Below are 13,694 nucleotides of genomic sequence, written 5' to 3' on the forward strand. Positions count from 1 at the left end.
CGGTGTGTCACCTTCGTGGCACCCGGTCGTGCACGACCGCCGAAGATTCTCGCCGTAAGGCGAGGTACGGCGCATCAAATCCTCGTCCAGCAGCGTGGCCAGGAAGAACCACACCATCACCGATGGTGCGTGGTGTTGTTTCGATCCGTCGTATCTCGTCGCGTCGTGGTCGCTTAGGCCCGTCGCGGCCAGCGGGCAGTTCGCCGTGAAACTGTCCGAGACGCCACGTGGCCGCAGGTCGTAGTGCGGTGTCACGCAACCTTGGCCGGGTAATCGGTCCAGCCGCGAATTGGTGAGTCGGTGGCGAAGCCGGTCTTGAGGCGGGTCGGGCGTTGCGCTAGCGGATGCAGGTCGCGACTCGTGTCCTGGCCGTGCTTCTCACCTGCATGAATGGAGTTATCGGCAGGCACAGCGCTGTTCCGGCACCGTCGGGTCCCTTCTGCTGGGTTCCTACTACGAATCGGGCCTGGTCTACATCGGTCACGTGGGTACCGGCTTCACTGATGAAACACTGACCGGCATGCGTCGACGTTTGACCGTGCTACGGCGTTTACCTGCTCGTCCGGCAACGAGAGTCGATCCGACGCGTATACCCGCTGCTATCGGTGGTCAAACGTGGCGCGCGGCACGGTCACAAGATTGGTCACGGTCCGGGCCTGCGGTGATCCTCGGTTATCGTTGCTAGCGTGCCCACTCACACCGATCCAGAGCGTCTGGCGGCGGTCCATCGGTACCACATTTTGGACGCGCCCGCCGATGGTATTTTCGACAGCATCGCCCAAGTGGCCGCGCTGGTTTTCGGCACACCGATCGCGACCGTGACGATCGTGGACGTCGACCGCGTGTGGTTCGCGGCCTGTCACGGTCTGTCGGGCGTGACCCAGATCGGCACCGAGCCCGGCCTGTGCGCCTCAGCCGTGTTGCAGGACGAGGCGTATGTGGTGAACGACGGTGCGGTCGACCCCCGCACCCTGGACCACCCGCTGGTGCGCGGTGAGCTGGGCCTGCGCTTCTACGCCGCCGCGCCGATCATCACCGGCGACGGGCACCGGCTGGGCACGGTCAACGTGATCGACCGCGAACCCCGCGAGGTCACCGACACCCAGGTCGCGACGCTCACCGCGCTGGCCGGGATCGTCGCCGACCAGTTGGAGCTGCGCCTGGCCGCCATCCAGGCGGTGCGTGCCGAACGCGGCCTGGACGAGGCTCCCGGAGCGCACGCCACCGCGTCGGCGAAGTTGGCGGGCCAGTTGCGCCACCTCGCGGCCGGCCATCTCGACGGTGAGCACCCCCGGACGTGCCAGCTCGGCTTGTCCAACCCCTGTGACAACCCCGTCGAGGTCAAGGTCGCCGACTCGTGGGGCGACTCCGCGTGGGCCTGCATCCGACACGCCGAAGACGTCATCATCAACGAGCGGTCGACGTTCATCGCCGACCAGAAGCTCAACGGACTGGAGCGCTACCTCCGCCCCGCGAAGCGCCGAACCACCGGACCGGCGCGCACGCCCTAATACACTGACCTGTCGCACCAGCAGCCCGCACCAAGTGCTGCGTCGCGCAACTCTGATCAAGTAATGGGTCCAGCCGCGAATCAGGTGAGTCGGTGGCGAAGCCGGTCTTGGGTCGGGCTCGGGCGTTGCGCCAGCGGATGTAGGCGGCGATGGCGACGGCCTGTTCGGCGTGGGTGTGATGGTCGGTGCCGTTGAGGGCGAAGTAGCGCACGGCGGTGAACTCGGCCTCGATCCAGTTCAGCCAGGAGCTGTAGGTCGGCAGGAACACCAGCTCGACGACGTTGACGGCGGCCCAGTCGCGGACATCGGGATGACGGTGGGGCGAGAAGTTGTCCCTGACCAGGCGGAGTCGTTGGTGCGGCCACCGTGTCCGCAGGCTTCAGAGCAGTCCCAGAAGCTCGCCGCGCCGCCGGATCCGGTAGTGGATCTTCCCGGTGGTCAGGTCGAGTGCGGCGAGTATGGGCATCACGTCGTGGTGGCGGTTGTAGGTCGCCCGCAATCGGCGCGGTGACCTGACCTGACGCCATGCTTTGCGCTTGCCGGGCATCAGGTTCAGCGGTCCGAACTCGTCCACGCGGATCACCCGGCCGTCGTCGGGCGGATGGTCGTAGAGGCTCAGGATCCGGTGCATCTTCGTCAGGAAGCCCAAATCGGTGGAGCTCTTCCAGGTGGAGGTGCTATGCCAGGACACGCCGCCGGTGTGCAGGATGCGGCGCAGGGTCTCCCGGCTGATCGCCGCGACGGTGCCGCGGTCGAGCAGATTGGGCGCGCAGCTTGGACAGCGACCAGGTCGAGAACGCGGTGATGCCCCATGAGGGTGGGGGACGTCCGGGCGATCAGGCAGATCCGTTGCCGGACCTCGGCATTTCCGCTGCGCAGCGAGCTGTGGTGTGGACCGTGCCGGGGAGTGGGTGGTGTCGGGGACGACGTGGCTGTGCGGTGGGTGGTGGTCGTCGGACACTCCGGCGCCGGGTACGCGATGACGGCCGCCGGGACGTGGTGCGCGAGTCGTTCGCATCGGGGAGGGGTCGTCGGCGAGGAGTTCGACGAGGCCGTGAACATGACGGCGGCAGTCCTGCACCTCGCCCAGACGGGACGTGGCGCACGGGAAGTGGCGCTACTCGCCGATGAACTGGGCATGACTCCCCGAAGGACTGACGCCGCGGTCACGCGACCCGCGGACGGTCCGCAAGGCGGTGCGAGCGTGGGCCATTGCCCGCGGGGCGCATGGTCGTCCGGCGTCCAGGTGGGTCAGCGTGGTGCGGTGGGGAGTTCGCCGGTGTGCACGAGGTGCGTGGCGAGGTCGCGCAGTTTGATGTTGGTGCGTTGGCTGGTGCGCACGAGGACGGTGAACGCCTGGTCGGCGGTGAGCTTGTGGCGTTCCATGAGGATGCCCTTGGCCTGGCCGATCAGGTCGCGGCCCTGGACGGCCTGTGACATGTGCTCCTGCTTCAGCACGCCGGCCAGGGCGACCGCAGCGTGGGAGGCGAACAGCATGCCGACGTGCTCGGCGTCCTCGTCGAAGGCCTGCGGTTCGGGGAGTAGAGGTTGAGTGCCCCCAGGTTGTCGTCGGCGACGAACAGCCGGAACGACACCATGGCGGCCACATCGAGCTTGCGGGCCCGTTCGGTGAACGCGGGCCACCGCTGCTCGGCGTCCATGTCGGACATGGTGACCGTCTTGTGCTCGAAGAGGCCGGTCAGGCACGGTCCCTGCCCGGCGTCGTACTGGGCCTGGTCCACCTGGCCGACCACGTCACCGGTCTGGGACACGGTCCGCACCTCGCGCTTGCCGACCACCATCATGATCCCGGCGTCCCGCGCGCCGGGGATCATGTCCACGGCGGCGCGCGCGATCTCGTCCAGCGTGTCCTGGGCGTCGTCCTGGTCTTCGAGCGTGCGGGAGACCTCGGCGAGATGGACCGCCAGATCGTCGTTCCGGCGTCCGACGTCCTCGGGTGAGGCACCCGAGGCGATGTGTTCGTGCTGGTCGCGGTTGCCGGTCACGGCTGCCTCCCCGTCGTGTCGGAATCGCGCTGCACCGCCATGAGGATCCCCTTGGCCTGGTCGATGACGGCCCGGGTGGTCAACGCCTGGCCCAGCTCGGCCGCCTGCCGGCGAGCTCGCAGGTAGCGCCGGGCGTTGAGCAACGCCGCCTCGACGCTGGTCGTGTACAGCTCCAGGATCGCCGCGTCGAGTTCTCCGAACCCGTGCTCCCCGGTGCCGTAGAGGTTGAGCGAACCGGACCGCGTCTCGTCGACGTGCAGCGGAGCCGACAGGTAGGCGGTGTGCCCGATCTCTTGGCCGCCTCCGAGAACAGCGGCCACCGGTCCCGGGTCTCGGTCACCATCGCCTGCAGGACCCGGCCCGTCCGGCCGGCCTTCAGGCAGGGCCCCGTCCCGGTGCGGTACTGCGCGGAGTCCACGTCCAGCGCCGGTTGCCTGGTCGCCGCCGCGGTCTGCGGACCGTCCGGGCCCAGCACGGTCACGCTGACGGCATCCGCTCCAGGGACGGCTTGCGCCACCTGTCGGCAGACCCGGTCCAGGACGACCGGCAGCTGCTCCTCCTGTCCGAGGACCGCGGACAGCTCCGCCAAGGCGCCCGTGACCTCGTCGATCCGATGAGCCAACCCGATCGCGACCTGGTCACCGGTTCCATCCCGCTGTCCGCCCACCTCCCCAGCCTCCTCCGCCGCACCGGGCACCGCCGGCCCGTTGCATATACCACTTTTGCCCTGCGCACACCGTCGTCACACCTGCCGGAACGAACATGCGGCGATGCTCCCGCCGCGGCGCCGGACGAGCACCCCCACCGTCGAGCGGCAGCGACGGTTGGAGCGGCGACGTCCGGACGTCAGCCATCCGGCCTGTCACCCGAATGGGTGGTTTCGTCTCCCCGTGTGGGGTACTGATCCAGTGCGTCAAGAAGCCGGCGCGTTCACCCGACGGTTGGACGAAGACGGCGACGCAAGATGACATCGCAGTTCAACGACCTGCTGGTCAGGGCGCCGCGCGGCTACGCGCGGTCGGTCACCCACGAGTTGGGGATCATCCCGGAGTGCTCGTACGTGCAAGCCGAGGGGCCCGCGACCGTGTTCCTGGAACTGGACAGCAGGCTCCCGGTCTTCCCGGACCGCGAGGCGGCCATGCTGTGGGACCAGCGCAGCGGCTGGGCTGCGGCGGTGGAGACGCACAGCGGCGAGGACCTGATCGTGCAGGCGTGGTTCGGCACGGACCTCGTGCCCGGACCGCGGGCGGTCGACGCGCTGCTCCAGGGCGGCCGGCACCCCGACACCGGGTTCGGATCGCCCGGCCTGGCGCAGGCGGACCTGGCCCGTCGACTCGCGCCGTACGCCGCCGCGCCGCTGACCGCGCTGTCCCGGGCCGCCTGAGGGTGCCGGTCGACGTCGAACGCCGGCGCGCCCGACCCGCCGGGGCCGGATGCACTTTGCCGCTCCGGCCGCGGGTTCGCCGGGACCACGTCGGTCGGCACCGCGGAGACCTCGGCGGGAGGGTCGGCCTGGCGGTGGTCGGCTCGTCAATGGCGGAACGGTCGGAGTTCGAATCCGGAACGTGGAAGCGGTCGGTCGTGCCGGTGGGCCGGTATACCGCCCCTGTGAGTCGAGGATGGTCATGACGACGCTCAAACCGACCCCGATCGTCCCCCGAGAGGCCGCCCGGCCCCGTCTCAAGGGATCGGCGTTGCTGCGCCTGTTCCGCACCACCGATCACAAGATGATCGGCCTGATGTACCTGACCACGTCGTTCGGGTTCTTCCTGGTCGGCGGGCTGATGGCGTTGCTGATGCGCGGCGAGCTTGCGCGTCCGGGGCTGCAGTTCCTGTCCAACGAGCAGTACAACCAGCTGTTCACCATGCACGGCACGGTGATGCTGCTGCTGTACGCGACCCCGATCGTGTTCGGGTTCGCGAACTTCGTCCTGCCGTTGCAGACCGGCTCGCCGGACGTGGCGTTCCCCGCGGCTCAACGCGATGTCGTACTGGCTGTACCTGTTCGGCGGCCTGATCGCGGTCGGCTCGTTCCTCACGCCCGCCGGCGCGCCGGACTTCGGCTGGACCGCCTACACGCCGCTGTCCAGCGCGATCCACAGCCCCGGCGTGGGCGCCGACTTGTGGATCTCCGGCCTGGTCGTGGGCATCGCCATCCCGACCGGCATCAAGTTCTTCAACTGGATCGGCACCATGTGGAAGGGACAGCTGACGTTCGAGTCACCGATGCTGTTCAGCGTCGGCTTCCTGGTGACGTTCCTGTTCGGCGGCCTGTCCGGCATCCTGCTCGCCTCGCCGCCGATCGACTTCCACGTCCACGACACCTACTTCGTCGTGGCCCACTTCCACTACGTGCTGTTCGGCACGATCGTGTTCGCCACCTACGCGGGCATCTACTTCTGGTTCCCCAAGATGACCGGCCGGATGCTGGACGAGACGCTGGGCAAGATCCACTTCTGGACCACGTTCATCGGCTTCCACCTGACCTTCCTGGTGCACCACTGGCTGGGCAACCAGGGCATGCCGCGCCGCTACGCCGACTACCTGCAGAGCGACCAGTTCACCGGTCTCAACACCATCTCCACCATCGGTTCGTTCGTCCTGGGCGCCTCGGTCCTGCCGTTCATCTGGAACGTCTTCCGCAGCTACCGCTTCGGCGAACCGGCGGGCCGCGACGACCCGTGGGGCTTCGGCAACTCGCTGGAATGGGCCACCAGCTGCCCGCCTCCCCGGCACAACTTCACCGAACTGCCCCGCATCCGCTCCGAACGGCCCGCGTTCGAGCTGCATTACCCGCACATGGTCGAACGGATGCGCGCCGAATCCCACTACTCCGTGCTCAACCGTGACCAGGACGACACCGGCATCGACCCGACCACCGAGAAGTACCTCGCCCCGACCGACCGCGACACCGAGCACGACGGCTGATGTCGCGGGAAGGAGGACCCGGTGACCCGGTACGAACGCCGCCAACTCCGCCGGATCGAACGCCGGCTGGAGACCACCGACCCGCTCCTGGCCGGCGCGCTCTCCGGCCGGACGACCATCCCGCCACCCGCGCACCGCACCTCGACCAGGGCGTGGGCGGCGCTGCTCGGCATCGCGCTCGTGGTCGGCGGAGCGACCGTCCACCTGCCGCTGGCCTTCGCGGGCCGCCTGCTGCTCATGACCGCGGCCTGCCTGCACGTCACACGCCCACGACCGACCGCACCATAGGACTTGCCCGGCGTTCTCGGCCAAGGGTTCGCCCGTCGCGGGTGGGGAATGCCAGGGTCTATCGGACCGTGTGGACCGGTCAGGCGCTGTCCGAGTTCGGCAACGCCGTGTCACAGCTCGCGTATCCCCTCCTGGTGCTGGCCGTCACGGGATCGCCCGCGGCGGCGGGCGCCCTGGCCGCGGTGCGTGCGCTGCCGTACCTGCTGCTGGGGCTGGTCGCTGGCGCGCTGGTGGACCGGTGGGACCGCAAGCGCACGGGGGCCGCGTCACCTGCGTCGAGCACCCCCTTGAGCACCAGCGGCAGGTTCGTGTGCGCCCGGATCCACTCCAGGTCACGCCAGCTCAACGACGGGTCGAACACCGCGCTGGTGTGCCGGGCGATCACCGAGTCACCGGGCACCCGTCCGCCGACCTCGCCGTCGGTGTTCACCGGCTTGACCCACGACGGCAGCGCGAACCCGTTGCGCAGGTCCCGCAGCCGCCGCCCGAGCACCGGCACGTCGACTGTCAGCACCACCGCACGGCACCCCGCCTCCTCGGCACGGCGCAGCAGCTTCACCACCACCTCGCGGTCGCGCAGCCAGTACAGCTGGAACCACGTCGTGCCGCCCGCCGCGGCCACGTCCTCGATCGGGTCGGAGCTGAGCGTGCTCACCACGTACGGCACACCTGCCGCCGCCGCGGCAGCCGCGACCGCGCGCTCGCCACCGTCGTGGATCAGCCGCTGGTAGGCCATCGGGGCCACGGCCAGCGGCAGGGAGGACGTGACGCCGAACAGCTCGCAGCCCGTGTCACAGGCCGAGACGTCCACCAGCGCCCGCGGCACGACCGCGACCCGGTCCAACGCGGCCCGGTTCGCGGCGAGCGTGACCTCCTCGCCGCTGCCGCCCGCGATGTAGTCCCACACGTCCGGCGCGGACCGCTCGGCGGCCGACCGCTCGACGTCGGCCGTCGACCACACCTCACGCATAAGCTGCCGCCTGCATCGAGTACAGCTCGGCGTACAGGCCGTTCGCGGCCATGAGCTGGTCGTGCGAACCCTGTTCCCGCACGCGTCCGTCGGCCACCACCACGATCAGGTCGGCCATGCGCACGGTGGAGAACCGGTGCGAGACCAGCAACGTGATGGCACCGGTCCGCCGGCCGACCTCACGCGCACCGGCCGCGTACCGCTCGAACAACCGGTGCTCGGCCTGCGCGTCGAGCGCCGCGGTCGGTTCGTCGAGGACCAGCAGCAACGGGTCGCGACGCATCATCGCCCGGCCGAGCGCGAGCTTCTGCCACTGCCCGCCGGACAGCTCCACGCCGTCGGCGTAGGTCTTGCCGAGCTGGGTCTCGACACCGTCCTCGAGGCGGTCCAGGACGTCCTCGGCGCGTGCGCGGCGCAGGGCGTCGTGCACGGCGTCGGCCGACTCGATCTCGGCCAGCTCGCCGACACCGACGTTCTCGCGGGCGAGCAGCTCGAACCGGGCGAAGTCCTGGAACCCGGTGGCGACGCGGGCACGCCACCCGTCCACGGGAAAGCGGGCGAAGTCCGTGCCGTCCAACGAGATCGTGCCCGTGGTGACCGGGTAGAACCGGCACAGCAGCTTGATCAGGGTGGTCTTCCCGGCGCCGTTCTCACCGACGAACGCGACCGTGCCGCCGGCGGGCAGGGTGAGGTCGACGTCGGCGATGACCGGCCGGTCGGTGCCCGGGTAGGTGAACGACACACCACGCACCTCGATGCCCTCGCGGATGCGTCGGGGCACGTCCCGGTCGGGCGGGGGAGGTGCCTGGCTCGCGACTAGCGCGCGGACCCAGCGCACGTTGCCCATGACCCGCCCGGTGCGCTGCATCTCCTGCAACGTGGCGACGGACGAGGTCACCTGCTGGTTCACCTGGGACGCCAAGGTCAGCACGAGCAGGACGTCGCCCACGCCGCGGCGACCGGCCACCGCGTCCCGCAGCACGAGCAGCGTGCCCAGCACGTAGGCCACCGCGAAGAACAGCTCGCCGCTGGTGCGCAGCACCACGGCCCGGCGCTCACCGCGCCACAGCTGTGCCGACGCCTCGTCCCAGGCCCGGCGCTGGCGCGAGCGCAGCTCCGACTGCAGCCCGCTGACGCGCAGCTCCTTGGCCGAGGCCGCGTTCGCGACGAGTTCGAACAGGTGCTTGGCGTGCCGGGACGGCGGTGCCGAACGCTCGCGTGCGGCGTTGACGATCGACTCCGCCCGCCGCCCGAGCAGCAGCGGCGGCACGGCGGCCAGCGGCAGCAGCAACAGCAGCGGGTTGAGCCGTGCCAGCAGGATCGCGGTGATCGAGATCGCCACCAGCAGGCCGAGGCTGTTCAGCAGGCCCTCCATCGAGCCCCACCCGGCCCGGTGCAGTTCCTGGCGCAGCAGCTGGATCTTGTCGGCGTACTCGGGCCGCTCGTGGTGCTCCAACCCGGCCGAGCCGTTGGTCATCTCGATCAGCTCGCGCTCCAGGCGCGGCACGGCGCGGTCGCCCAGCTCGAAGTAGAAGATGTGGGCGAAGTGCCCGGCGGTGAGCGCGGCGATCACCGCGACCACGACCAGCACCGCCGCCACGGTCGCACCCCGGACGTCGCCGGCCAGCGCCGAGTCGGTGAGCGCGGCCAGGGCGGGCGCGGCCAGCGGCATCGCCGACGCCTGGGCGATCATGAGCACGACGGCGAGCACCAACCGGTACCGGCTCTCCTGCCAGGCGATGAGGAACAGCTCCCAGCCACCGCGGACGACCTCGATCACCGGCTGACCCCCTCCACCACGGCGTCCGCCGCCGCGCCGTCGACCGCCGGGTACCCGGTGGCCGTGTCACCGTCCGGCACGTCGTCGGCTTCCGAGTCGTCCAGGCCGTGCGCGAACCGCTTCGCCTGCAAGGTGAACAGGCGCGCGTAGTGGCCGCCCGCCGCGATCAGCTCGTCGTGCGTGCCGCGCTCGACCACGTGCCCGCCGTCCACCACCACGATGTGGTCGGCCCGCCGGACGCTGGAGAACCGGTGCGAGATCAGCAGCGAGGTCACCCCGCGCGTCAGCTCCACGAACCGGTCGAAGAACGCCACCTCGGCGCGGACGTCCAGCGCCGAGGTGGGCTCGTCCAGCACCAGGACCGTGGCACCCGCATCCAAGGCGTAGAGCGCACGGGCGATGGCGATCCGCTGCCACTGCCCGCCGGACAGGTCCGTCCCGCCCGGGTAGGCCCGCGAGAGCGGCGTGTCCAGGCCGTCGGGCAGGGCGAGCAGTGCTTCGGCGATCCCGGCGCGTTCGGCGGCGCGCAGCACCACCGCGCGGTCGACCGGGACGTGCGCCGCGCCCAGCGCGATGTTCTCCGCCGCGGTCAGCTCGTAGCGCACGAAGTCCTGGAAGATCACGCCGATCTGACGCCGCCAGAGCACCGGGTCGAACTCCGCGATGTCCACGCCGTCCGCGCGCACCGCACCCGATGTCGGCTCGTACAGCCGCGCGAGCAGCTTCACCAGCGTGGTCTTGCCCGCGCCGTTGACGCCAACCACGGCCGTGCACCGCCCGGCGGGCAGGTCCAGCTCGATGCCGTCGAGCACGGTGCGGTCCGAACCGGGGTAGTGGAAGCCGACGCGGTCGAACCTGAGCGACGCGGCCGGCGTGCCCGGCGGCACCTGCGCCCGACCCGGCGGGGGCTGACCGTCGTCCAACTCGTCCAGCCGGTCGCGCAACCGTTGCAGGGCCGTCAGCGACAGCATCGCGAACTGGGTGCTGGTGTCCGCCTCGGCGTAGTAGCCGCCCAGCGAGATCGCCAGCACCACCGCCTGCACCCCGAGCGCCAACGCGGTCAGGCCCACCCGCCCGGTCGCGGCGAGCTGGGCGGCGTACACCATCGCGCCACCCGCCGCCAACAGGCCCAGCGCCGTCAGCAGCAGGTACGGGGTCAGGTAGACGCGGCGGCGCGCACGTTCGAAGGTGTTGCGCACGGTCTCCCACACGGCCGCGTAGCGATCCGCGAGCCAGCCGGTGAGGCCGAACACCCGGATCTCCTTCGCCGCCACGTCGGTCATCGTGAGCTCGTGCAGGTAACCGATCTCGCGCATCCTGCCGATGAGGTCGCGCCCCACCCGCGAGTACTTGCGCAGCCCGCCGCGCTGGCCGTAGCGGAACGCCAGCACCGCCGCACCGACCCCGAGCCCCGCGGGCCAACCGATCGTCAGCCCGATGGCCACCACCAGCGCCACCAGCCGGGTGTAGCGGGCGATCAGCGCCACCAGGCCGAAACACGCCTGCCCCGGTGTGCCCCAGTCGCGCTCGAAAGCGCGCACGGCCTCGTTCAGCTCGTCCAGCGTGCGCTGGTCCTCCAACGGTCCGGTGCCGACCGGCCGCAGCATCAACGCCATCGCGTCGTCCCGCAGCGCGCTGTCCACCCGTCGCCGCAACTGCTGGCCCAGGGCGTTGCCCACGGGGGTGAGGATCTGGGTGAGCAGGAACGCGCCGGCGGCGAGCAGGAAGATCGAGGTCAGCCGGTCCCAGGCCGCGCTGCCGACCCCGCCGCCGACCGCGGCGGGCACCTCGCCGAGCATCACGCTCGTCGCGACCACGAAGGCCACCGGCAACAGGCCCAACACGAAGTGGAGCACGGCCAGGAACACGACCAGCCCCACACCACCGGACGGCAACAGCCTCGCGATCCGCAACCGCGGCCGCACCGCCTCGTCCACCCAGTTCGCCCACGTGACGCGCAACCCGGCCGTCGCGGGAGGTGTTCCGGTCGTCATGGCGCTCCCGCGGATCCTCTGGTGGTGCGGTTCGTCGACCAACCGCTCGTCGAATCGGCCGCAGGTGCATTGCCGCGTTTTCTCACGTCGTACGGGCACCGATCCTCAACCGGCTGCCAGGAGTCCCCGGGGCATACAAGCACAGGGGTGCGAGCACCTCCAAGGAAGTGATTTCGTGGATCCGCACGGTCTTCTCGCGCACCTCACCGGATGTTGCTCCGGTCGGTCCAGCGGCTCGTTGACTACGGTGATCCGGATGGCGTCTCGTGTGTCCGGTGGAAGTCGCGCGGTTATGGGGAACTTTTGGCCGGCAAGGACGATGTCCCGGGCGGTGAGTTGAACGAGGGCTGTCGTCGGTGCGCGCCGCCGGATGTGCCGTCGCCGTAGTCGTTGTCACCGGCGACGGTGTCCAACGGCTCGGCTCTGCCTGCGTTGACCTGGCGCTGCGACGAGCTGATCGCCACCGGGCAGCTGCTGGAGACGACGAGCATCGACAACGTCGCACTCGTCGGCGGATCGCCGAGCTCGATGCCGAGATGGCGTCCAACGGCGTGCTACCGAGTTGCCCGAGGAGGCCGGGGACCCCAACGTGGTCCGAGGCCACCGAAAGTGCGCCCGAGCCATTCGTTCCACAGTCCCGTCAGGCGTAGTCGGGCAGCGTGCGGGCCACGTCGTGCGGTGACGGCATGGTGGCCACTTCGGCGGCGACGGCCCGGGTCGCGCCGAGCACGACGTCGTCGGTGAGCAGTCGTTTCGCCTTGGCCGTGAACACCTCGGCGGTCACGTCCGCGCCGAGCACGCGGTCGCCGAGCCCGGCCTCGGTCACCATGTCGGCGTTGTTGAACTGGTCCGCCGCCTGCGGTATGACCAGTTGCGGCACGCCCGCGCCCAGCGTGCCCATGGTCGTGCCGGACCCGCCATGGTGCACCACGAGGTCGACGTGCGGCAGCAGGTCGGCCTGCGGGACCCACGGGAGCACCACGACGTTGTCCGGCAGTTCGCCGAGCGCGTCCGGTTCCACCGTCGGTCCGGTCGCCACGAGCACCTTCACGTCCAACGCGGCCAGACCCTCCACAGCGGTGCGCAGCACCTCCACGACGCCGAAGGCCGTGCCCAGCGTCAGGTACACCAGGGTTTCGCGGTGTTCGAGCACCCACGAAGGCAGCTCGCCGGGCTCGGTGAACGGCACCGGCCGCAGTGGGGTTCGGTGCACCGACGAGGTCAGGAACGCCGGGTTCTGCAACGACGGTGGGCAGACGTCGAGGTACGGGTGGCCGAGCACCAGGGGATCGCTCCGCGGGATCTCGACGCCCAACTCCGCGCCGAGGTCGGTGAGGTGGGCGAGCGCGGCCTCGGCGAAGTCGGGCTCCTGCCACATCCGGCCGAACGAGTGGCACAGCGCGGGTACGCCCGCGACGTCGGCGGCGAGGCCCGCGCCCGGGTTGCCGAACTCGTGCACGACCAGGTTCGGCTTGCGGTCGGCGATGACCGGCGCGAGTTCGGTGGCGAAGCGGCGCGGCATCACCGAGGCGAAGGTGTACGCGACCCGCTCGGTGACGTCCTCCGGCCTCCTCGGCCGGGCGTCACTGGTCGCGATGGCGAACGCCTCAGGCACCTCGATGCCGCCGACGATGTGCTCGATGCCGCGCGCGGTGAGGGTGTTGGCGAACGCGGCGCCGGTGAAGTAGTCGACGTCGTGGCCCAGCTCCCTCGCGGCGATCGCGAGCGGCAACAGGGGGTAGGTGTGCCCGTAATGGCCGAGGCTGGAGAAGAGGATCCGCACGGTACGAGGGTAACCGGGCGATGTCCGGCAGCGGGTGAACCTGTCCGTGTCCGGGACCTTCCCGCATACGGCCCTGAACCTGCGATTCGACGCCCGTCGGTCCCACACTGATCACGCAGCCATTGGTCGGAGATCCTTCTGTCGCAAGAAGATCTCCAACCAAGGGCTGTACCTATGATCAACCAGGGTGCCGAACGATCCCCGATCCTCGGGTCCGGCGAACCCGAGCAGGGTGTCGTCGGCATAGCGGACGTACGGCAACCGCCGGAAGCCCGTCTGCCGATGATTCCGGATCGAGCGGATGCCCGACCACGTGCACCGAACCTGGCATGTCGACGAACATCCGCACATGCCGAAGGGCGTGCAGCCGAACGTGCCGCCAAGCCGTAGTGGCGGGACGAAGTCTTCTCCCGGCCTGGTCGCGGAAGGGCTAC

At 70.1% G+C, this 13,694-nt stretch carries 13 protein-coding genes and 2 pseudogenes; 6 read left to right on the forward strand and 9 right to left on the reverse strand.

Going from position 1 to position 13,694, the window contains the following annotated elements; genetic code table 11:
* The first annotated feature begins 382 nt into the window (after positions 1-382).
* Positions 383-685 (forward strand): ATP dependent DNA ligase, encoded by a 303-nt coding sequence (locus tag AB0I91_RS23075; protein ID WP_499638800.1) that lies wholly within the window; start codon positions 383-385, stop codon positions 683-685.
* Between the two features lies 1 nt (position 686).
* Complete coding sequence (locus AB0I91_RS23080; RefSeq protein WP_499638684.1) at positions 687-1,511, forward strand: GAF domain-containing protein; 825 nt, start codon at positions 687-689, stop codon at positions 1,509-1,511.
* Here AB0I91_RS23080 and AB0I91_RS23085 read toward each other — a convergent pair.
* The 5 genes from AB0I91_RS23085 to AB0I91_RS23105 all read right to left on the reverse strand — a co-directional run bounded on the left by AB0I91_RS23085 (position 1,444) and on the right by AB0I91_RS23105 (position 3,837).
* Entirely contained in the window at positions 1,444-1,887 is a 444-nt protein-coding gene (locus tag AB0I91_RS23085; protein WP_499638802.1) for a transposase, read from the reverse strand. The genes AB0I91_RS23080 and AB0I91_RS23085 overlap by 68 nt on opposite strands.
* A gap of 3 nt (positions 1,888-1,890) precedes the next feature.
* Positions 1,891-2,472, reverse strand: coding sequence for a transposase (locus AB0I91_RS23090; protein WP_499638686.1), 582 nt, complete (start codon positions 2,470-2,472; stop codon positions 1,891-1,893).
* A 290-nt stretch (positions 2,473-2,762) separates the two neighbouring features.
* Complete coding sequence (locus tag AB0I91_RS23095) at positions 2,763-3,008, reverse strand: ANTAR domain-containing protein (RefSeq protein WP_499638688.1); 246 nt, start codon at positions 3,006-3,008, stop codon at positions 2,763-2,765.
* Positions 2,963-3,517, reverse strand: coding sequence for a GAF domain-containing protein (locus AB0I91_RS23100; protein WP_499638690.1), 555 nt, complete (start codon positions 3,515-3,517; stop codon positions 2,963-2,965). The genes AB0I91_RS23095 and AB0I91_RS23100 overlap by 46 nt, the downstream gene beginning before the upstream one ends.
* Entirely contained in the window at positions 3,514-3,837 is a 324-nt protein-coding gene (locus AB0I91_RS23105) for an ANTAR domain-containing protein (protein WP_499638692.1), read from the reverse strand. Before AB0I91_RS23105 ends, AB0I91_RS23100 begins: the two co-directional genes overlap by 4 nt.
* 644 nt (positions 3,838-4,481) lie before the next feature.
* Between AB0I91_RS23105 and AB0I91_RS23110 the strand changes: the two genes are divergently transcribed.
* The 4 genes and pseudogenes from AB0I91_RS23110 to AB0I91_RS23125 form a co-directional block, all read left to right on the forward strand.
* On the forward strand, positions 4,482-4,901 hold the full coding sequence (locus AB0I91_RS23110) for a DUF6292 family protein (RefSeq protein ID WP_499638694.1): 420 nt from the start codon (positions 4,482-4,484) through the stop codon (positions 4,899-4,901).
* Positions 4,902-5,142: 241 nt separating this feature from the next.
* Positions 5,143-6,445: pseudogene (locus AB0I91_RS23115) on the forward strand (cytochrome c oxidase subunit I).
* A 21-nt stretch (positions 6,446-6,466) separates the two neighbouring features.
* The gene (locus AB0I91_RS23120) at positions 6,467-6,733 is read left to right on the forward strand and encodes a DUF3040 domain-containing protein (protein ID WP_499638696.1); all 267 of its coding nucleotides are present in this window, start codon (positions 6,467-6,469) and stop codon (positions 6,731-6,733) included.
* A pseudogene (locus tag AB0I91_RS23125) lies at positions 6,694-6,927 on the forward strand (hypothetical protein); the annotation flags it as partial. The gene AB0I91_RS23120 and the pseudogene AB0I91_RS23125, both read left to right, overlap by 40 nt.
* Here AB0I91_RS23125 and AB0I91_RS23130 read toward each other — a convergent pair.
* The 4 genes from AB0I91_RS23130 to AB0I91_RS23145 form a co-directional block, all read right to left on the reverse strand.
* Complete coding sequence (locus AB0I91_RS23130) at positions 6,813-7,703, reverse strand: alpha-hydroxy acid oxidase (RefSeq protein ID WP_499638698.1); 891 nt, start codon at positions 7,701-7,703, stop codon at positions 6,813-6,815. The pseudogene AB0I91_RS23125 and the gene AB0I91_RS23130 sit on opposite strands and share 115 nt — an antisense overlap.
* Positions 7,696-9,483: an ABC transporter ATP-binding protein gene (locus tag AB0I91_RS23135; protein ID WP_498782280.1), complete on the reverse strand. Its 1,788-nt coding sequence runs from the start codon at positions 9,481-9,483 to the stop codon at positions 7,696-7,698. Before AB0I91_RS23135 ends, AB0I91_RS23130 begins: the two co-directional genes overlap by 8 nt.
* A complete protein-coding gene (locus tag AB0I91_RS23140) occupies positions 9,480-11,477 on the reverse strand; it encodes an ABC transporter ATP-binding protein (protein WP_499609028.1) in 1,998 nt (665 codons plus the stop codon). The genes AB0I91_RS23135 and AB0I91_RS23140 overlap by 4 nt, the downstream gene beginning before the upstream one ends.
* A gap of 640 nt (positions 11,478-12,117) precedes the next feature.
* Positions 12,118-13,260, reverse strand: coding sequence for a glycosyltransferase (locus tag AB0I91_RS23145; RefSeq protein ID WP_499638700.1), 1,143 nt, complete (start codon positions 13,258-13,260; stop codon positions 12,118-12,120).
* Between the last annotated feature and the right edge of the window lie 434 nt (positions 13,261-13,694).

It is taken from the genome of Actinosynnema sp. NPDC049800, assembly GCF_040656635.1.
In the GTDB taxonomy this organism is placed as follows: domain Bacteria; phylum Actinomycetota; class Actinomycetes; order Mycobacteriales; family Pseudonocardiaceae; genus Actinosynnema.